Origin of the sequence: Oerskovia sp. Root918 (assembly GCF_001428945.1) — a bacterium.
Classification (GTDB): domain Bacteria; phylum Actinomycetota; class Actinomycetes; order Actinomycetales; family Cellulomonadaceae; genus Oerskovia; species Oerskovia enterophila.
Genome location: NZ_LMJG01000001.1, coordinates 891,973 through 912,392, shown reverse-complemented (window position 1 = coordinate 912,392; position 20,420 = coordinate 891,973). Strand labels below are relative to the sequence as shown.

Here is a 20,420-nt window from a genome sequence, read left to right as displayed (position 1 = left end):
CCTGTGTGGCGTTCTTCCCGGTTCACACGTTCGGCGATCGTGGCCCAGGGACACCGGACCAGTTGGTCCCCACGAAACACATCAGGAGACCACCTTGTCGCTCGTCCAAGGCGCAGCAGCGGTAGTGAGGGACCGCAGGCGCACGACCACGCTGAGCCTCCTTCTCGTCGTATCGGTCGCCTGGCTCTCGGCAGCAGTCCCCCTGATTTGGACCCAGCGCTACTACTGGTGGGATGACACGGTCAACGGCGCCTTCGGTCAGTGGTACCACACAGGCATGATGCTCAGGTCCGGCACGTTGCCCATGCTTGAGCCGAGCACCTGGTCGAGCGGCAACCTGTTCGCCGAAGGGCAGTGGGGGCAGTACAACCCGCTGATCTGGCTCATCAGCCTCGGGGCGACACTCGTCGAGCACGTCGGACTATATGTAACGATCGTCAAGTTCATCGCTATCGCGTTCGGTGCCGTCGGCACCTACCTGCTCGCACGGCACCTGGGCGCGCGCAACGAACTCGCGATCCTTGCAGGCTTCACGGCTCCCTTCTCCGGATTCACCACCTACTTCGACGCACCATCCTGGGTGACTGGTCTCTTCGCCTGGTCACTCATCCCATGGGTCTGGTACTTGCTGAGACGCGCGAGCCTCGATGGGAAGAACCCGCTCCCGGCATTCGTCAGTGCGTACCTTGTCGTGACGATCGGGTACGTGCACGGTACGATCGCGCTGATCTTCGTCCTCGTGGGCCTCTTGACGTTCGCCTGCGTCGAAAAGAACCGGCGCTCCTTCCTGACTACCCTGGGTGTAGGTATCCTCTCGGGCCTCGTCGCCCTCGCGGTCTACCTCCCGTCGGTCCTGACGGCCTCGGTGACGAACAGGTCTACCACGCGGATCGCCATGGACCAGTTCATGACCTTGGACCTTTCCGGGATAGGAATGTCAGGGATCCCCACGGCCCTCCCCCAGGTCGTCTCATGGTGGTGGGGCGGCTTCACGGCAGCTGTGCCCATGGCCTACATCGTGTGGGCGGTCCCCCTCCTGGCATTCGTGGATCTTTCGCTCGTCAGTCGTGTACTGCGACAGAAGCTCGACGTGGTCGTCGCCCTCGGCCTGTTCTTCGTCTTCCTCATGCTGCCCACCGTGATGGGGCCGCTCAGGTACCCCTCCCGGATGATGCCGTATCTCGCCCTGACCGCGATTCTCCTCATCGCCGTGCTGCTGTCGCTCGCGAGAGCGACCGAGATCACGTATCGACGTCTGTTCGTCGCCTGGGGTCTGGCTGCATTCGGCGCCTTCCTCGCCTGGGCCCAGGCACCGAACATGTACAAGGCACACGTCGCCTCCTTCCTGCTCGTAGCACTCGCGACCGCAGTGCTGTTCACCCTCTGGAAGGCGTCTGGCCGACGGAAGCCGTACATCGGCCAAGGGTCGGCCGCGGTGGTGGCCGTCGTAGCCCTGACCTCCCTGGCAGCCCTGGTGCTACAGCACGCGATCATCCGTGCTCCGGCGTGGCCGGACCAGGGACTTCCTGCGACGATCTCGGGCTTCCAGAAACAGCTTCCGGGGGCGGTCAACGACACATTGGTAGTCGGCGACCCGCAGAAAGTGATCGACGAACCCGGTCTCTGGGACGAGACTCTCCAGGCAAACACTTGGTATGCCAACCCCGCGTCGGTGCTCAATCGCTACCAGCTCGTCGGCTTCAGCGCGTTCAACGCAACGCTTTGCCTGGAATATCTCGGCGGAACGTGTCCTGAGCTGCTTCGAGACCTGTTCAAGGTCCGGGACCAGACCGGAATGTCGCTCGTCGACGAGATCCGAATCGACACCATCCAGATCATCAAGGGCGATGTCCCGAGGCGGTTGTGGGCCGAGGTACCGGATGGTTGGCATATTGTCCAAGACGGCGATCTCACCCAGACCTGGGTACGCGATGTTCCCCTGGGGCCCGCCGGAGGGGTCGTGTGGGCATCGCCGGGCGTCACGGTCTCCGAGAGTGCCCGCACGAACACCTCGGTGACTTTCACGGTCGATGCCCTCCCACAGTCGGGGGATCGAACGGTTGCCTTCAGCAGGCTCTCCTGGCCCGGCTATTCCACCTCCGCCGGACGGATCGGCGAACCCGTCGACTCGTTCCTCCTGGCGGTAGACCTACCTGCAGAATCCGTTGGCGAGGAGGTCACCGTAACCTTCCGTCCCCCTGGGTGGACCGTTCAGCTAGCGTGCATCGCCCTAGCTCTCGGGGGAGCAGCCCTGTGGTCCGGGTGGGCAGCATGGACTCGTCGCCGGCACGGGCCGGAGCACACGAGTCGAGGTCGTAACTCTCGAGTCGGCGTGTGACACTGAGTAGCCGAGCGCCGTTGACCGGTGAGATCATTGGTTCTCATCTCCGATCAGGTACCCGTGGGCTTTGAGCGACGAGTGTGTCCAGGCGCGCAATTCATGGAGGCTTCCAGGCACCGGCGCCCAGGGCCTGGTCCGGAAGTGGCACGTGACCTTCTATTCCGGCATGATGCGGAGTTGCGACCGGGACCGAGCGGCACGATCTGACGGGCGAGGCACGGGCGTTCGTCGAGGCGTTGCTGCCGACGGTCGGCCAGTGCGGAATCTGCACAGGCAGTCGATGGAGTCAGGCACTGCGTGCGGGCAAGGCGCCAATGGCGGGACGTGTCCGAACAGTAGGGGCCGTGGTCGAGCGAGTGCTCCGTTGCTACCAGGCGTGAAGGATGTGGGACCAGCTCCCTGGACGCGCCGGGGACTCTCGCCGAGGGTGATGGGTTACGCCGACACCGAGGACGGAGGCTACGTCGAGGCCCCGACGACGTCGGCCTGCTCAGAATGATCGCGGACCCGAACGCCACCGACAACGCGCTCTTAGTGATCTACCCACACGACGAAACCCTGGACTGCTCCATCTCGGCCGGCGCACCGACGATCTGGGCGGCTACGAGATCGAGCGGTGCGACGCGGCTACCGGGCAGCACGACACGGCCACCGCAGACGACCACGTCACCGTCGTCACCGAGGCCCTGACCTGGGTCCGGATCCGCAGCTCGTGCTCCATAGGTCGAGCGTTGAGAGCGGCGACGGCCATCTACCCACCATGTCGCCTGGTGAGAAGCTTGTTGCGCTTCCCGGCCGAAACTGCTTCCGGCGGGCTTGTGGAGAACGTCGGAGGGGCGATCACACGAGCAGGGAGCCCGGCCCCTGGGCCTGCTCACAATGACGCCGGAAGGAGCATCCTAGCGTTGGCACCACCGGACGGTCAGAGTCCAAGCCCTGCTTCCAGCCGCGACGTCAGTGACTTCGCGTAGGTGTCCGTGAGGTGGTTGTCCCGGTACACAAGGACGTTGCCCTCGACGGAGCGGCAGACGTTAGCACCACAGAGGCCGTCCGTGAGATCGACGATGTGGGCGCCCTGCATCCCTTCTACTGCCGCGATCAGCGGGTCCGCCTGCCGTTCGAGCGCATCACGGCGCATATCACACTCCGACGAGTCGCGACCGTGCTCAGACACGCAGTCAGGAACACTGAACGGCATGTACGGAGTGTCACGAACAGCAACGACAGGGACTCCAGCGTCCACAAGAGGTCGGAGCGTCGCCCGGTATCCCTCAACTGCCGCGTCGAAGCTCTCCCAGTCCCAGTTCAACGCCTCGTCGTACCCATAGCTGGTCATTCCGGTGACCACGACCAGGGTGGGGCGTTCTTCGAGGATCATGTCGCGGTTGCGCTCATTCCGCTCGGCGCAGTCCGCGAACGGAACACCACCACTGTGCATGGGCACCACGTTGAACGGGCACCCGTTACGGACCAGCGCGGTCATGTTCATGCCGTTTCTCTTCGCGATCAGTTCCAACGGAGTGCTCAGGACACCAGCGTGAGAGTCCCCGACCAGCATGATCGATCCAACGCTGTCCGGCTGACCGTAGCGGCAAGCCTCTCCGACTGCATCGCTCAACGTGATGTCGACCTCGATACAGCCGTCGCGGTTCACCAGTGCAACGTCGCCCTTCGCCACGATGGGGTCCGGCGCCAGTGGCGCTGTCTTGAACTCACTCGCTCCATCGAAGACCGCGGCGCCCGGGTGCAGCGCATCGATGGCGACCGGGGCGTCGGACGTCCGTTGGGCGATGTACGCGAGAGGGGCTGCTGCAACGACGACCGACGTCGTCATCAAGACCGTGCCCAGCACGAACGGGCGGGCTCGGACACTTCTGGACGAGCGATCCGCGACCTTGCTCGACTGGCGACGGAAGGGCGCCTCGACGTAGTACGTCGACAACGTTGCCGCCAGGACACTTGCCAGGAGCACGAGCGCGGCGTCGACGAGCGTGAGGTGCGAGGTTTCCGTGAGCGCTAGGGCGAACACGATGAAGGGCCAGTGCCACAGATAGAGGCTGTACGAGATGTCACCGACCCAGACGACGGGGGCCGTTGAGAGCAGACGAGGCACGACTGCCTGGTCGCCCAACGTCGACCCGGCGAGAACGATCGCAACGGTCCCGAGTGTCGGGACCAGCGCCACCCATCCAGGAAAGCCCATCGACGTGTTGAACGTCAGCGCGGAGCCCAGGACGGCGACGAGTCCCAGCACGCCGACAATCGTCCGAAGTGCACGTGACCAGGAGATTCTCGTCACGATCAGCGCCGTCAGACCACCGATCGCAAGCTCCCAGGCACGCGTCGTCGTCACAAAATACGCGGCGTCAGGGCGTGCGGCCGTGTAGTAGACCGACCACGAGAGAGACACCACCACGACGACTCCGAGGAGAAGGAACACGGTTCGGCGTACTGCCAGCCTCATGGCCCGGGCAAAGATCGCCGCACCGACCATTGCCAGCGGAACCACGACGTAGAACTGCTCCTCCACGGCGAGCGACCAGAAGTGCTGGAACGGCGAGACGCCGGCCGTGGCCTGCGCGTACTCGTCGTCGCCAAAGGCCAACGCCCAGTTCTGGAATTGGAGAGCAGAGGTGAGCGCTCCTGTCATCACCTTCTTCCACTGCGAGACGGGCAGCAGGAGCAGGGACCCGATCACGGTCGAGACGATGACGAGCGTCGCCGCGGGGAGCAGGCGCCGGATGCGACGTCCGTAGAAGTCGACGAGAGAGATCCGCCCGACCCGTTCGAGCTCCCGAGTGAGCGAGCCGATGATGAGGAAACCGGAGATCACGAAGAAGACGTCGACACCGATGAACCCCCCGGGCAAGCGACCGGGCCTCAGGTGGTACACGATCACTAGAGCCACGGCAAGCGCGCGGAGCCCTTGAATGTCGAGCCGCGCGGCGGACTTCCTTCCACGGCGCGGGGTCAGACCGTGCCGTGGCGTCCGCAGCACATCGGTCACGGCCCGACCTGTCGGTGGGCCCTACGCCGAACCCCTCCCACGAACTCGACGAGCGACCACACCAGCACGACGCCGACCGATCCGACCAAGGCAGCGCGACCGAAGCCCCATCCCGGCGGAGTAAACGTAACGGTCACTCGCTCGCCTGTCGCTGTGGCAGGCACCTCGAGGGTCAGAAGATAGTCACGCACGGGATCGTCCAGCCGGGCTCCTCCCGTGACGCTATACCCCGGCCACGCAAGCCTCGACATGACCACCGAGCCGCCCCCCTCCGGAATCTCCTGAACCGTGAACGTGACGGCCGTGGGAGTGACCTCGATGTCCGACAGCTGGACCCCCTCGGAGCTCCACACGACGCCGCCCGCTGTGTCCACCGCCAGGTCACGCTCCCAGACGACGGTCGCCAGCCCCTGGTCTCGAACGTGCCACCCCGCGGGCGGGACGGCGTTCGCGAACGGGTCGTTCGCGCCGCCATCATCTCGTCGGACGATCTGCACAGCGTTGATTGAGAGCAGATCGACGAGCGGTACAGACGTCGCCGGGTCCACCCCGAAGAGGGTGTCGAGGGATTCCCAGCACGAGCTTCCGTGCGCGCTGACACAGAGGTCCTCGGCGTAGGTGCGGAACATCACGGGCGTGTAGACGTTCTGCACGGACGCGTCGTTGAGGTACCAGAGGTTGGCGAACAGCACCTCGTCCCACGGGAAGGCGAGCGACTGCGGCTGTCCGACGACGAACACGTCGCCCTCGACCCCGCTCAGCTGTTCCGAATACGCGGACCGTTCACCCGGCAGTCCGTAGTCCGGGAGCGGCGAGGTGGGAATGACGGCATGCTGAAGAAGGGTCAGGACACCCGTCACCACTAGCCCCGAAGCCAGCACCCGCCGCCCCGAGACCGTGCCGTGACGGCGCAACGTGATGCCCAGCGCGACGAGCCCGACGAGCGCGACGAACGTCGCTGCCCCATAGGCCTTCCACGACCCGGGCGCCTCGGCGAACGCGAAGTAGGCGCCGACCACCACCACCACCACCACCGCAACGATGCGGCGAACAGACGGACGCGCCGCAGCGCGAGACAGAAGGACTGCGACCACGCCCAGCAGGCAGACCGAGAGGTACGGCAAGAGTCGCGCAGGAAAGCGCAAAGGTCCCACCGCGCTGGGACCCAGCACGAAGAGCGCAGCGATCGTGCCCACGATCAGCAGCCCTGCGACACCCGTGAGTGCCGCACGAGCACGGCGAGGCTGGACGAAGAGCACTGCAGGGAGCAGCCACGCGATGTACATGATCGGTCCGGGGGTGGGCAATCCCCAAAATCCGGTGATCCACGGTTGTGCGGTCGCGATCCATGAGGTCGACAGGCCCGACAGGTCGGGTGACATGAAGTTATCGTTCAAGATCCCTGCACTGTTACGTGCAGTGACCGGAGCACTCAGGAGGCCGGGGAGGTAGACAGCAAGCGCGACCATCCCGACCAGCAGGCCCACCAGAAGCACCTTGAGCGCTTCTACCCGCCGTCTCGCGATCATCGCTTCGACGATCGTGGCGGCAATGACGACGGCAAGCATGATGGTCCCGTGCACGTAGCCGATTGTGACGACCAAATAGCCGGTCACGAAGGCTAGCAACGGGTTCCCGGACTTCCCGACGACCCGACGTATCGCCCACCATGCCCAAGGCAGCAGCGCCCAGACGAAGAGCCCTGTGACCCAGGAGGCTGCGTCGATGTAGACCGTGAAACCAGACAGCGTGGAGAGGACGCCGGCCAGGAAGCCCAGCACAGCGTTCGCACCGTAGGAGCGGAACAGGAGGTACCAACCGCCTGCCGCGAGGACCAACGCGACTACCTTGACCATCGTCGCGTAGAGGACCATGCTCTCGGCAAAGCTGGCGCCTAGGCCCAGCAGCATGATGAGCGGGTTGAACGTTCCCCACTGCCCCTCGACGATGTAGTTTCCCGCCATCCACCGAGACGGCTCGAAGAACGGGATCTCGCCCGCCCTCAAGTGCTCACCGATCGACACCCAGATGCCGTAGGCACCGGTCTGGGTGTCATCGGAGAAGTAGAATCGGTCGAAGAATAGGTAGGGGATGAGTGCCAGTACCGCGCTCGTGACGACCAACGCGACCGCGATCACGACCCCGTCCCGACGACGCCCCTCCCAGGCGACGAACGCGTCCCATCCTGATTGTCCGGGAACGCTCCGATGCTCCTCACGGTCTGATAGGTCAGGGCTGCTGGTCTTCGACGTCACCGTCGGCTGCTCGATCGTCATAGGAGATGTCATCCTGCCCGGAGGAGAGAGACCATGTCCGAGGTCGGTCCGTCAGCGCGGACCCTCCCGCTCTCCAAAAGGACTCCGCGGTCGCACAGCCCCGCGACCATGTCCAGGTCATGGCTCACGATGACGAGCGTCCTCCCCTCGTCGCGAAGGCTGCGGACCTTCCTGAGGCACTTCTGCTGGAAGGGTTCGTCACCCACCGCAAGGATCTCGTCGATCAGAAAGACCTCTGGGTCCGAGTGCACCGCGACAGCGAAGGCGAGTCGGAGAAACATCCCCGACGAGTAGAACTTCACTTCGGTGTCGATGAACCGTTCAATCTCGCTGAATGCAACGATCTCGTCGAAGAGACTCGAGATGTCTGATTCCGTCATTCCCAGGATCGCACCGTTGAGATAGACGTTCTCGCGACCAGTCAGGTCCGGGTGGAACCCAGCCCCCACCTCGATCAGGCCCGCTACCCGACCACGAGTCCTCACAGAGCCAGTGTCCGCGCGCAGCACACCGGAAATGAGCTTGAGCAGCGTGGACTTGCCTGACCCGTTAAAACCGAGGAGCGCGACCGTCTCCCCTTGTTCTATCGTCACGTCGATACCGTCGAGAGCAAGGAAGTCATCGGCCAGCTTCTGCCGACGGATCGACGACATGAGCAATTCCTTGAGAGAGCGGTTATGACGAAGCGTGAACCGCTTGCTCACGTCACGCACCTCGATGCTGTTGACCATTCAAAGCTCCTGAGCAAAGCGCCCCTCGAGGCGCCGGAAGACGGACTGACCAAGGACCAGAAGAAGTAGAGCCGTCCCCAAGGCGATGTACCCGAAGGTCCACATGTTCGGCGGGAGCTCGACGGGCCCCGTCGTTCCCGGATACCAGAAGCAGTAGTGGAAGAGCTCCACGGCCGCCGTCAGCGGATTAAGCTGGTAGACGACGAACATCCAGTCGAAGGGCAGATTGTCGTAGACCTTGTTCCACGGGTAGAGCACCGGGGAGGCCCACGTCGCCACCATGACGATGAGATCGACAAAATTCTCGGCGTCTCGATAGAGGACGTTGATGGCTCCGAAAAGCAGCCCTAGGCCGAGCGCGAGCAGCGAGACGATCAGGAAGCCCAAGACCCCTGCGGCGAGCTCCGCGACGTTCGGTCGCCAACCGGCGACCAGTGCGCCGACGAGGAGGACGACGAGTTGAGGCAGAAAGTGCACCGCCGAGACCCACAGGGACGAGACTGGGAAGAGTTCACGGGGTAGGTAGATCTTCCGGATCAGCGCAGCGTTGCCAACCACTGAACGAGTCGCGTTGGAGAAACCCTCACCGAAGAAGTTGATCACGACGATGCCCGAGAAGAGATAGACCGCGTAGTCCTCGGTACCCTTGTTCAGTTCGAGAAAGACACCGAGCGCGACGAAGAACACGAGAAACTGCACCGCGGGCTTGACATACGACCACAACATCCCGAGCACCGACCCGCGATATCTGACGCGGACCTCCTTCTTGACGATAAGCCGCAGGAGGTACCGATTGCGAAAGACGTCAAGAAGCCCCTGGCCACGACCGGGCTCGACCAGAGGCGTCTCGACGGTTGTGCTGCCGGTCATCGTCCCGTCGGCGGGTTGGCCCGGAACGTCTTCTCCCACGCCTCGAAGGAGGTGATCTCAGGCAAGGCGTCGCGGTACTGCTGGCGAAGGGTCGACCACTCCGAGAAGAGACGCGCATGCAGCTTGATCCCCTCGGCAAGCATGGTCCGAACCTTCTGAGGGTCCCGCCGATGCCACGAAGCGCCGGTGCCCTCGGCGTTCGACACGATGGCACTGTCATACTGCGAGAGCTTCCACCATCGAGCATCCTGATGCGAGATGCTGCCTTGAGGCTGCTCCTGCAAGGACTCGTCCACCGGAAGCGCGATCTGACGGATCACGGTTCGTGCGGCCCAAGGCAAGAGTGTCACCCTGTTCGGGACCTGTACGCCCTTCCCCTTGTTGCGCGGCTTGCTCGTCACCGGAGCGGGGAACGCATCGGCATCAGGCTTGTACTGCGCGTCCGTGTACTGCGCCATGAGCGCACGGATCTCAGGGAGCTTGGTACCGATGACGCCGTGCAGCGCGTCGGGGCCTGCCAGGACGTCTCTCATTGCATCGAGTCGCCCATGCTCGGAGAAGTACTGCATAGAAATGAGGTGCTTCACGTCCATGTAGCTCGACTCACGCAGCACTCGGCCACCCTTGTCGTAGAGCGAGTACATGAGTGTCGTGATGAGGCGATTCCTCTCGTGGAAGTATGCCTGCCACCCGACCAGGTCATCCTTGTCGGCCCAGGAGACGTGCCATACGGCCGCGCCCGGGAGCGAGACCGTCGGATAGCCGTTGGCGCGAGCCCGCAGCCCGTACTCCGCGTCGTCCCACTTGATGAAGACAGGCAGCGAGAGACCGATCTCACGGATCACGGACGTCGGGATGAGACACATCCACCATCCGTTGTAGTCGACATCCACGCGGCGGTGCAGCCAAGGTGTGGACCGCAGTCCGTTCCCGCGGAAATCGTGGCCGTTCACCATGTCGGCGTGAGGCAGGCCCGGCTGGAAACGCCAAGGTTCGACGATCTCGCCGAATGTGTGCAACGTGGAGCGGTTGTACATGTCAAACATGTGTCCGCCGACCAGCGTCGGCACCCTGCAGAAGTCGGCGAAGGTCACAAGTCGGACAACGCTCTCCGGCTCGAGCACGATGTCGTCATCCAGGAGGATCACGTAGTCGCTCTTACCAGCGGTGACGGTCTCATACATCCCGCGGGAGAACCCACCGGACCCACCGATGTTGCCCTGCTCGACGATGCGCAGCTGGTCGCCCAGGTCAGCCGCGACCTCGTCGAATCCGTCCTCGTTACGAACGAGCTGACTTCCCTGATCGACAACGATCAGTTCGTCGAGGACCTCCCTGACCTCAGGGCTCGCCGCGACGGTCCTGATCGTCTCAAGGCAGTAGTCAGCACGGTTGAACGTGGTGATTCCGATGCTCGTGGACCCGTTCGAACGCCCTTCGTCCGGAACTGACCAGTTAGCTCCAGTGAGAACCACGGCCGTCGCGCCGCCGACGACGTCGAACCAGTACCAGCCGCCGTCCCCGAACTGCCCCAACGACAGGTCCAGGTGCTTCGTCGACGAACCATCGACGTGGATCGACTCGACTCGCTGCTGGACGCCCCGTGCGTTCGATCGATAGACGATGACCGTACCGCTGCCCTCTGTGTGAACGGTGAGCCGAACCGACTTCACGACCGTCCAACGGCGCCAGTAGCTTGCCGGGAACGCGTTGAAGTACGTGGCGAACGAAATTCGCCGCCCCGGTCGCACCGACATGGAGAAGCGCCCGTTGATGTCCTGCGGGCGAACCGACTCGGCTCCGGTCGAGAGCGAGTCCGGACGCCGCTGGCCGCCCCAGATCGACTCCAGGTCGGTGGCGATCTGCTGCGCGCGCAACTCGCCCGCCTCGACGTACAACGGGAGCGAGTCCGAGTCAGACTCGAGCGGAAGGATCACTCGCTGAACGACCCGGTAGCTCTCGCTCTTGTCGGCGCTCAGACCTTCGGGCTGACTGACGGTCTCCGTGCTCATGCGTCCACTCCTCCACTCTCGATGCCGGCGCCGGTCGCGTAGTGACCTGCGAGCTTGTTGTCGACCATGGACAGCGCCGCACCGATCGCCATGTGCATGTCGAGGTACTTGTAGGTGCCGAGTCGTCCTCCGAAGAGGACGTCCTTCTCGTTGGCCGCGAGATCGCGGTAAGCGAGAAGGCGCTCACGGTCCGCGGACGTGTTGATCGGGTAGTAGGGCTCGTCCGACTTCTCGGCGAAGCGAGAGAACTCCCGCATGATGACGGTCTTGTCCGTCGGGTAGTCCCGTTCCGGGTGGAAGTGCCGGAACTCGTGGATACGCGTATAGGGGGTGTCCGCGTCGGCGTAGTTCATGACCGGGGTGCCCTGGAAGTCCCCCACCGGGAGCACCTCCTCCTCGAAGTCGAGCGTCCGCCAGGACAGGTCTCCCTCGGCATAGTCGAAGTATCGGTCGACGGGCCCCGTATACACGACGGGGACGTTCCCCACGACGTTCGCCTTGTTGACCGGCTGGCTCTCGTCGAAGAAGTCCACACCAAGTCGGACCTCGATGTTCTTGTGGTCAGCCATGCGCTCGATCCAGGCGGTGTACCCGTCGACCGGAAGACCCTCGTGCGTGTCGTTGAAGTACCGGTTGTCGTACGTGTAGCGGACAGGGAGCCGCGAAATGATGCTGGCAGGCAGGTCCTTCGGATCCGTCTGCCACTGCTTCGCGGTGTACTCCCGGATGAACGCCTCGTACAGCGGACGACCGATGAGCGAGATGCCCTGCTCGTCCAGGTTGCTGGGGCGCCGCCCCCCCAGCTCTGCGGCCTGCTCCTGGAGGAGGTCACGCGCGGCCTGCGGGCCGAGCGCGGACCGGAAGAACTGGTTCACCGTCCCCAGGTTGATCGGCATGGGGAAGACCTCGCCACGATGAGTCGTGTAGACACGGTGGACGTAGTTGGTGAACGACGTGAAGCGGTTGACGTACTCCCAGACCCGCTCGTTCGAGGTGTGGAAGAGATGGGCGCCGTAGCGATGCACCTCGATGCCGGTCGCTGCCTCAGCCTCACTGTAGGCATTGCCACCGATGTGGTGGCGCCGGTCGATGACAAGGACCTTGCGGCCATACTCCTCAGCGATTCGCTCAGCGACGGTCAGGCCGAAGAAGCCTGACCCCACGACGACAAGATCCGCGTCCACACATACTCCTTGATTGGGATGACAGCCGGGCAATCGTAGCGCGCGCCCCTGACCCGACTCGACGCAAGCTGGCGCCCCTCGCCTTTCACCACAAGACGTTCACGAACCGCTGCACCCGTCTCGTGGTGGCCTACGGTGCGCGGCACCCGGCCACGACGGTCACCTACTGCGGCAGACCGCCCACGACCCCGCTCGGCAGCTTCCCGTCACGGACGTCGGTCCAGAACGCGGGGCTGAGCTCCGGATCGAGCTGGACCGTGGACCCGGCTCCGCCCGGACGGTAGTCGGGGTTGGAGATGGGCGGGGTCCCCGTGATCCCTTCTGGTCCGTTGGCCTCGCGGAACGCGAGTGCCATCTTGCCGAGGTCGACGATGCCGGTCTTCTCGTCGACCACGAGCGAGGCGAGACCGGCGTCGATCAGCGAGACCTGTGTCCCGGGCTTGAACAGGAGACTCTTGTCCGCGGCCTTCTGGCTGACGGCTCCGATGACCTGCCGTTGGCGCTCGGCGCGGCCGATGTCCCCCTGGGGGTCGGAGTAGCGCATCCGCGAGAACGCAAGAGCCGTGTGACCGTCTGCCGGGTGGCACCCGGCAGTCCAGACGAGCTCGCTCCGGGCGTCGTTCACGTCGTAGTCGAGGCACAGCTCGACGCCCCCGACCGCGTCCACGATGCCTTCGACGCCGCCGAAGCCGATCTCGATGTAGTGGTCGACCGTCAGCCCGGTCAGCTGCTCGACCGCCTGGACGAGAAGCGGTGCCCCGCCCCACGAGTACGCCGCGTTGAGCTTCGAGGCGCCCTTGCCGGGGATCTCCGCGTAGGTGTCACGGGGCAGGCTGATGAGCGACGCCGGACCGCTGCCGGGCTTGTGGAGCAGCATGATCGTGTCGGTGCGAGCGCCCTCCGTGCCGTCCTCGCTGATGCCCTCACCACGGGCGTCGGAACCCGCGAGGAGGTAGGTCTCGCCCGGAGTGCCTGCGGCCCCGGACAGGGCCTCGACATGCTGGATCTTCCCGTTCGCCCACACGAGCAGCCCGATCGGCCAGGCCAGGAGGAGCACGAGGGCGAAGACGCCGACGACGGCAGCCAGACGCCCCTTGCGGAGCCGGAAACCGGACCCGCCACGCGTCGACGGGACGTCGAGCCGAGGGCGGGTGGGCGCCGAGCGGGTGATCGGTGGGCGCCCAGCACCCTGACCACCGGACGCCGGGGCAGGACGCGGACGGGAGGATGGTGAGCCCGCAGCCGTGCGGTTCGTGGTTCCGGGGCGGATCGAGCCGGGCTGGCCGGGCTCGCTCACGGGCCGACCACGATCGGGTCCCGGGGTTCCCGCCGCACGGACCGGGGCGCTCACGGGTCGCGACTGGCGACCCGAGGCCGGCGCGACGGACGGAGGGGCCTCGATCTTCGACGCTGCTCGCCGCGGGGGTGAGGCGGCCGAGCCGTCGTCGGCTCTCGGGTCACGGCCACCGACGGGCCGAGCGGGCGTCGCGGAGGGAGGAGTTCCCGGGCGGGACTGCGGTGAGGACGCGCTGCGCGACGACTGCCGTTTGATCCGTGGCTCCGCCGAGAGAGGGACGTCGGGCGAGAGGGGCTCCTGCGGCCGAGGGGACGGCGCCCGAGAACCGTCCGAACCCACGGCGATGGCATCGTTGGCGCTCGGCGGGCGGGCTGCCCGCCCCGACTGAGGCGTGAAGCTGGGGGGGCGAGTGCGCCCGGACTGCGACTCTTCGTGCGACATCGGTGACCTCAGCTGCCGACCGACGTGGCGCCGTCGGGCGAGCGGGGCCGTTCGCCTGCTCGGCTGTCGAGGGACAGGGCGACTCCGCACGTCATGAAGGAGATCGTGCCACCCGAGGAGTCCGGCGCGGTGGAGGCACGGCCGGAGACTGGAAGGGAACGCGAGCAGGTCGTCACGGGAATAGAGCCTATTGCTCGTGTGGCGCGAGCCAGAGCGAGCAGCGAGCACTTCGGGTGGAGGACTTGTGCAGACTCGCCTCGGGTACGCTTCCAGCGTGCCAGCACCAGAATCTCCCTCGCCCACCCCTGAGCACGAAGTGTCCGTCGTCGCGGTCGTCGTCGCCTACAACCGGCGGGACCTCCTCAAGGAGGCGCTCGACGCGCTCGCTCTGCAGACTCACCGGCTGGCGGGGGTCGTCGTCGTCGACAACAGGTCCGACGACGACTCCGAGGTGGTTGCGTCCGAGCACCCGATCGGCGCAGAGGTCCTGTCGCTGAGCCGCAACACCGGCGGCGCCGGGGGGTTCGCGGCCGGTATCGCCCATGCACTCAGCGTGTTCGACCCCGAGTGCGTCTGGCTCATGGACGATGACACGATCCCGACGCCCACGGCCCTCGAGGAGCTCGTCCGAGCGCGCGACGAGTATCCCGAACCGGTCGCACTCCTCGGGAGCAGGGTCGTCTGGCACGACGGTCGCGACCATCCGATGAACACCCCGCGCAGACGCCCTGGAGCGACGGGTGACGAGATCAAGGACTCCGTCGCGGTCGGTGCCGTTCCCGTACGTTCCTCGTCGTTCGTCTCGATGCTCGTCGACACGCGGGCGATCCGTTTCCACGGGCTGCCCGTCGCCGACTACTTCATCTGGAACGACGACTTCGAGTTCTCGTGCCGCCTCCTGCGTCGCGGGATCGGCCTGTACGTGCCAGGCAGCGTCGTCGAGCACCGGACGAAGGTCTTCGGGGCGACCGACGTCGACCCGGGTGAGCGGTTCTACTTCGAAGTCCGGAACAAGCTCTGGATGCTGACCCGGTCTCCTTCGCTCTCCCCGGAGGAGAGGATCCTGTACACCGGCTCCTCGCTCCGGCGCTGGGGGCGTACGTTCGCCGGCTCGTCCAACCGAGAGGTCCTCCGCAAGGCCGGCTTCAAGGGACTGCGCGACGGGATCTTCCGAGCACCTCGGCCGACCGTGCGTGTGCTCGACGGAGCTGGGGTGCCGACGGACGAGGTCCGCGACATCGAGTCCGGCGCCGGCCGTGCCTGAGGCCGAACCGTCGGCGGCCGCCGACACCGGGTTCTCCGTCCTGCTGCCCGTCTACCACCGCGACTTCCCAGCGTTCCTCCGCCGGGCCTTCAGGTCGGTGACCACGGAACAGACTCTGATGCCCGACGAGGTCGTGATCGTCCGGGACGGACCCGTCGGCCCGGAGCTCGGGCAGACGCTCGACGAGCTCGTCGCCACGAGTCCCGTCCCGGTAGTGGTCGTCGAGCTCGCCGAGAACGTCGGGCTGGCTCGAGCCCTCGAGCAGGGGCTCGAGCGCTGCTCCTACGAGATAGTCGCCCGGATGGACGCCGACGACATCAGCCGGCCCGAGCGCTTCGCAGTCCAGATCCCCCTGGTGATGGGGGGACTCGACATCGTCGGCTCAGCGATCGAGGAGTTCGCGGACGAAGGCGTGGCGTCCCGCGGTGTCGTGCGCACCCCTCCGCTCACCTCCGAGGACATCGTCCGCAGCGCGCGCTTCCACTCACCTTTCAACCACCCGAGCGTGGTGTACAGACGGACGGCCGTCGCGTCCGCCGGCGGCTATCTCGACCTTCCTCTGCTGGAGGACTACTGGTTGTTCGCGCGCATGATCATGCGCAGCCCCCGAGTTCTGAACGTGCCCGAACCACTCGTCCTGTACCGGGTCGGTGCTGGGGCCTACGCCCGTCGTGGAGGTCGACAGCTCTTTCTCTCCGAGCTTCGACTCCAGTGGCGCCTGCGTCGCAGCGGATTCTCCACCGTGCCCCAGTTCGTACGAAACGTGGCAGTCCGCGGAGGCTACCGGTTGGTACCCGAGGTTCTGCGACGTCAGATCTACCGAGCCTTCCTGCTGGACAGGTCCCGCTAGGCGAACTCGGAGTGCTGCCTCCACTAGGAGAGAAGGGGGAGAAGCCGCACCTCGAGGACGGGGAGGAGCGAGTCCACGTAGCTCTTCGTCAGATGGTTGCTGTCTCGATACACGACTCGGTTGCCTTGAACGAACGCGCAGACGCCCTCCGGGCAGAGGACATCGGTAAGATCGATGAACTCGACCCCCGCTACCGGCTCGATGAGGTCCGTAGGACTCGTCTCGTCGAGGAATCTCGTGGACAGCGCGTTGCACTCGTCAGCGGCCATACCGTACCGCTCCAGACACTCGGGTACCGAGACGTCGAACCAAGGGTTGTCCCGAAGCGCGATTACTGAGATGCCCTCCCCCACGAGCTGGTTCCAGAGCTCGAGGTAGCTATCCGGGACGTACTCGTTGCCTGGACGTTCGGGGAGCATCCAGGCAGGGCGCGTCGCGGTCGTGAACACGAAGTCGGGAGAGATCTGACGGATCTGCTCGTACACCTCGCTGTTCCACTCTCGGCAGCTTTCGTTGAAGTACTCGGTCCCGCTGCTCCCGAAGGACAACGCGCACCCCACCTTCAGATAGGTCACCACGTGGATGCCGTGCTGGCGTCCCAGTGTGTCCAGGGCGTCCGCCCAGTGCTCGGAGTGCGAACCACCGGCCAGTATCAGCGTCGTCGCCGCGCCAGCCTCTCCGTAGTCGCACCGGATACTCCGAGGGTCCTCGGCGCCTGAAACGCAGCCGTCGCGTGTGGCACCGACGAGGTCCTCCCCGGCCAAGAGCGGGATCGGCACAGGGCGCACCCCCTGGAGGACGCGGAACTCCTCCGGCGCGGCGATCGCCATGGCGCCGGGGTAGACGTCGAGATCGTTCTTCTCAGCCGTCAATGCAGCGGTCCTCCGTGCCGACTCGAGGTAGCCAAGCCACAACGTCGGACCTGCGACGACTCCGACGACGAGGGCCGCGATCACGATCGCGCCGGTTGCAACCCTCCACACCCGCCCGTGCCGAACACCGGACGAGACGACCGATCTCCCAGCGACGACGGCCGAGCCGTCCCTCAGCGGATCCTCGACCCATCGCTTGGTCGCCCACGCCAGTCCGGCCGACACCAAGAGCACACCGGTCCCTGCCAACCAGCCGACGGGCCGGTCGCGGATCGCGATCACGAAGACGAGGACGGGCCAGTGCCACAGGTAGAACGCGTACGCGTACTCGCCGGCGCGTGCGAAGGGTGTCCAGGCGAGCAGCCGCGACACCCCGACCTGCACCGGTCCCGTCCCGGCAAGGATCAGCAGCGCGGCCCCCGCGAGCGGCACCAGGGTCAGAGGTCCGGGGAAGACCGCACCACCGTCGAGCAGCACCCCGGCGGCGAGGATCAGCACCAGACCCAGCCAGCCGGCGACGACCCTGGCCGTCCGTGACCAGGAGACCTTCACCACGACGAGCGCGAGGACGGTCCCCGCCAGGTACTCCCAGGCGCGGGCAAAGGTGTCGTAGTACGCGAAAGGCTGGTCGACGCCGACAAGGACGATCGCGTAGAGGAAGGATGCGGCCGCGACCACGACGACCGCGACGCGCACGAGCCGCAGCCGCACTCGCGGGTCCCAGCGTCGGCCGATCCACCAGAGGCTGAGCAGGAGCACCGGCACCAGCACGAAGAGCTGGCCCTGGACGGAGAGCGACCAGATGTGCTGCAGGGGGCTCTGCCCCACGTCGGCCGCGCCGTAGGCCTGGCCCGACAGGGCGAGTCGCCAGTTCTCGACGTAGAACAAGGACGCCAGCGTCTCGGAGGATATGTCGGTCCACCGGGTGCGCGGCAGGATCAGGAGTGTCGCCGCGAGCACGCCGAGGAGCGTGACGAGCAGGGCGGGCAGCAGCCTCCGTCCGAGCCTGGGCAGGTAGGTGCGCAGACTCACCGGCGTACCGCGGGCGAAGCTCCGGAGCAGTCCCCCACCGACGAAGAACCCCGACAGCATGAGGAAGACGTCGACACCGCCCGACACCCGATGGACCCACACGTGGTAGATCGCGACGAGCAGGATCGCCACGGCGCGGAGCCCGTCGAGGTCGCGTCGTCTCGGGGTAGGTGCGGCGGCAACCGCACGGGAGGCCGGGTCTGCGGCCGTCGCCACCTCAGGTCGCGCGGCGATGCTCTCCGTCGGGAGGGTCACGGTCGGGTTCCTTCATCGGTCGGCCTGTTCACCGAGGTGCCCCCACCGAGCACGCACCTGTGCGCGCTCCCCGGCACGGCTCGTCGCCCTGCCCTCCCGGTCCGGGCATACTACGTGCTCGGTCTGTGCGGGCAAAAAGCCGCGCGGCCGCCTACGCCCCGAACCCCGTCCGGCGCTCCCCGGCGACCGAGGCACGCAGCGCGGCGCCCTTGGCGTGCGCCTGCTCGCTCAGCCCCTCCTGGAAGGCGACCATCTTCTCGCGCAGGCGCGCTGCGTCGTCGTCGACGCCCGAGGCCAGGATGCGCGCGGCGAGCAGGCCCGCGTTGCGCGCGCCCCCGATCGAGACGGTCGCGACGGGCACACCCGCGGGCATCTGGACGATCGACAGGAGCGAGTCCATGCCGTCGAGGTAGCGCAGGGGCACGGGGACCCCGATGACCGGCAGAGGGGTCACGGCCGCGAGCATGCCCGGCAGGTGCGCCGCTCCCCCGGCGCCCGCGATGACGACCCGCAGTCCGCGCTCGGCAGCGCTGCGCCCGTAGTCGATCATCTCGGTGGGCATGCGGTGGGCAGAGACGACGTCGACCTCGATGGCCACGCCGAACTCGCGCAGCGCGTTCGCGGCCTCCTGCATGACGGGCCAGTCGGAGTCGGACCCCATCACGATCCCCACGACGGGGGTGCCGGTCGGCGTGTGCGTGCTGGTCGCAGCGTTCTCCGTCATGTCTCAGGCCTTCGTCTCGTCGGTGGTGGGGTTCTCGGGAAGGGTCTCGCCGCGCAGCAGCGCGGCGGCGCCCAGCGCCCGACGGCGGACCTCGACCAGGTCATGGCCGCTCACGTTCACGTGGGCGAGCTTGCGGCCCGGGCGCACGTCCTTGCCGTACAGGTTGACGCGCGCGTCGGGGAACGCCCCCAGGACCGCGGGCAGGGCGTCGGTCAGCCGGGGCAGGCTCGACCCCAGCACGTTGGCCATGACGGTCCACGGGGCCGTGGGCGAGGTGTCGCCCAGCGGCAGGTCGAGGACGGCGCGCAGGTGCTGCTCGAACTGGCTCGTGACCGAGCCGTCGATGGTCCAGTGTCCCGAGTTGTGCGGGCGCATCGCGAGCTCGTTGACCAGGACACGGCGGGCGGGGCGACCGTCGCCCGAGGAGTCGAGGACCTCGAACATCTCGACCGCGAGCACGCCCGTCACGTCGAGCCCCTCGGCGATCGCGACCGCGACGGTCCGGGCCTCCTCGGCCTCGGCCTCCGTGAGGTCGGGCGCGGGCGCGACGACCTCGGAGCACACGCCGTCGCGCTGGATCGACTCGACCACGGGCCAGGTGCGCACCTCGCCGCTCGGACGGCGGGCCACGAGGACCGCGAGCTCACGCGTGAAGGGGACCTTCTCCTCGACGAGGAGCTGCGGTCCGCCCGCGGCGGCCGCCGCGAGCCAGTCCGCGGCCTGGTCGGCCGACGACACGACGCGCACGCCCTTGCCGTCGTAGCCGCCGCGCGAGGTCTTGACCACGGCCTGCCCCCCGACCTCGGCGAGGAACTCGACGAGCCTCGCGTGGCCCGCCTCGGGGTCGACCGGCAGGGGCGCCCAGCGCGGGCACGGGGCCCCGAGCTCGGTGAGCCGCCGACGCATGACGATCTTGTCCTGCGCCTGGACCAGCGCGTGCGGCGCGGGGCGCACCGGGGTGCCGTGCGCGATGAGGTCGGCGAGCAGGTCGTTGGGCACGTGCTCGTGCTCGAACGTGAGGACGTCCGCGGGCGCCCGGCCGTCGGTCGGGGCGATGAGCTCTCGCACCGCGGCCTCGTCCCCGGCCGCGCCCACCGGGGCGTCGGTCACGACCTGGGCCGCCGACGACCCGGGGGCCTCGACGAGCACCCGCAGGTGCACCCCGAGCTCACCGGCCGCAGGGGCCATCATGCGGGCGAGCTGCCCGCCTCCGACAACGGCGATCACTGGTGCTGACACGTGTACCGAGGGTAGTCGCTCGGCA

At 66.5% G+C, this 20,420-nt stretch carries 13 protein-coding genes; 3 read left to right on the top strand and 10 right to left on the bottom strand.

Annotated elements, in window-relative coordinates; translation table 11 throughout:
* Nucleotides 1-94: 94 nt before the first annotated feature.
* Nucleotides 95-2,338 (top strand): hypothetical protein, encoded by a 2,244-nt coding sequence (locus tag ASE27_RS03880; RefSeq protein ID WP_157257362.1) that lies wholly within the window; start codon nucleotides 95-97, stop codon nucleotides 2,336-2,338.
* 925 nt (nucleotides 2,339-3,263) lie between these two features.
* Here ASE27_RS03880 and ASE27_RS03875 read toward each other — a convergent pair.
* From ASE27_RS03875 to ASE27_RS19660, 7 genes are all read right to left on the bottom strand, one after another.
* Nucleotides 3,264-5,348: an acyltransferase family protein gene (locus ASE27_RS03875; protein WP_082608472.1), complete on the bottom strand. Its 2,085-nt coding sequence runs from the start codon at nucleotides 5,346-5,348 to the stop codon at nucleotides 3,264-3,266.
* On the bottom strand, nucleotides 5,345-7,624 hold the full coding sequence (locus ASE27_RS03870; protein ID WP_056645970.1) for a hypothetical protein: 2,280 nt from the start codon (nucleotides 7,622-7,624) through the stop codon (nucleotides 5,345-5,347). The genes ASE27_RS03875 and ASE27_RS03870 overlap by 4 nt, the downstream gene beginning before the upstream one ends.
* Nucleotides 7,625-7,632: 8 nt before the next feature.
* Nucleotides 7,633-8,355 carry an ABC transporter ATP-binding protein gene (locus tag ASE27_RS03865; protein WP_056645966.1) on the bottom strand — a complete coding sequence of 241 codons (723 nt, stop codon included), beginning with the start codon at nucleotides 8,353-8,355 and terminating at the stop codon, nucleotides 7,633-7,635.
* The gene (locus tag ASE27_RS03860; RefSeq protein ID WP_056645963.1) at nucleotides 8,356-9,225 is read right to left on the bottom strand and encodes an ABC transporter permease; all 870 of its coding nucleotides are present in this window, start codon (nucleotides 9,223-9,225) and stop codon (nucleotides 8,356-8,358) included.
* Nucleotides 9,222-11,237 carry a glycosyltransferase gene (locus tag ASE27_RS03855; protein ID WP_056645961.1) on the bottom strand — a complete coding sequence of 672 codons (2,016 nt, stop codon included), beginning with the start codon at nucleotides 11,235-11,237 and terminating at the stop codon, nucleotides 9,222-9,224. The genes ASE27_RS03860 and ASE27_RS03855 overlap by 4 nt, the downstream gene beginning before the upstream one ends.
* Nucleotides 11,234-12,421: a UDP-galactopyranose mutase gene (glf, locus tag ASE27_RS03850; protein ID WP_056645958.1), complete on the bottom strand. Its 1,188-nt coding sequence runs from the start codon at nucleotides 12,419-12,421 to the stop codon at nucleotides 11,234-11,236. Before glf ends, ASE27_RS03855 begins: the two co-directional genes overlap by 4 nt.
* Nucleotides 12,422-12,584: 163 nt before the next feature.
* Nucleotides 12,585-13,718: an LCP family protein gene (locus ASE27_RS19660; RefSeq protein ID WP_235535337.1), complete on the bottom strand. Its 1,134-nt coding sequence runs from the start codon at nucleotides 13,716-13,718 to the stop codon at nucleotides 12,585-12,587.
* A gap of 715 nt (nucleotides 13,719-14,433) precedes the next feature.
* On the opposite strand from ASE27_RS19660, the gene ASE27_RS03840 reads away from it, so the two are divergent.
* Both ASE27_RS03840 and ASE27_RS03835 read left to right on the top strand, forming a co-directional pair.
* Entirely contained in the window at nucleotides 14,434-15,423 is a 990-nt protein-coding gene (locus tag ASE27_RS03840) for a glycosyltransferase (protein WP_235535336.1), read from the top strand.
* Nucleotides 15,353-16,273: a glycosyltransferase gene (locus ASE27_RS03835; protein WP_369818981.1), complete on the top strand. Its 921-nt coding sequence runs from the start codon at nucleotides 15,353-15,355 to the stop codon at nucleotides 16,271-16,273. Before ASE27_RS03840 ends, ASE27_RS03835 begins: the two co-directional genes overlap by 71 nt.
* Nucleotides 16,274-16,296: 23 nt before the next feature.
* Here the strand turns inward: ASE27_RS03835 and ASE27_RS03830 are convergent, their stop codons facing one another.
* The 3 genes from ASE27_RS03830 to ASE27_RS03820 form a co-directional block, all read right to left on the bottom strand.
* On the bottom strand, nucleotides 16,297-18,432 hold the full coding sequence (locus ASE27_RS03830) for an acyltransferase family protein (RefSeq protein WP_082608470.1): 2,136 nt from the start codon (nucleotides 18,430-18,432) through the stop codon (nucleotides 16,297-16,299).
* A 151-nt stretch (nucleotides 18,433-18,583) separates the two neighbouring features.
* Nucleotides 18,584-19,156, bottom strand: coding sequence for a 5-(carboxyamino)imidazole ribonucleotide mutase (purE, locus tag ASE27_RS03825; RefSeq protein ID WP_056645948.1), 573 nt, complete (start codon nucleotides 19,154-19,156; stop codon nucleotides 18,584-18,586).
* A gap of 3 nt (nucleotides 19,157-19,159) precedes the next feature.
* On the bottom strand, nucleotides 19,160-20,395 hold the full coding sequence (locus tag ASE27_RS03820) for a 5-(carboxyamino)imidazole ribonucleotide synthase (RefSeq protein ID WP_056645946.1): 1,236 nt from the start codon (nucleotides 20,393-20,395) through the stop codon (nucleotides 19,160-19,162).
* Nucleotides 20,396-20,420: the final 25 nt, after the last annotated feature.

Bases quoted from the DNA above. Each gene is read 5' to 3' on its own strand.
- ASE27_RS03860 (WP_056645963.1), bottom strand. From the start codon at position 9,225: ATGACCGGCAGCACAACCGTCGAGACGCCTCTGGTCGAGCCCGGTCGT.
- purE (WP_056645948.1), bottom strand. From the start codon at position 19,156: ATGACGGAGAACGCTGCGACCAGCACGCACACGCCGACCGGCACCCCC.
- ASE27_RS03870 (WP_056645970.1), bottom strand. From the start codon at position 7,624: ATGACGATCGAGCAGCCGACGGTGACGTCGAAGACCAGCAGCCCTGAC.
- ASE27_RS03865 (WP_056645966.1), bottom strand. From the start codon at position 8,355: ATGGTCAACAGCATCGAGGTGCGTGACGTGAGCAAGCGGTTCACGCTT.
- ASE27_RS03855 (WP_056645961.1), bottom strand. From the start codon at position 11,237: ATGAGCACGGAGACCGTCAGTCAGCCCGAAGGTCTGAGCGCCGACAAG.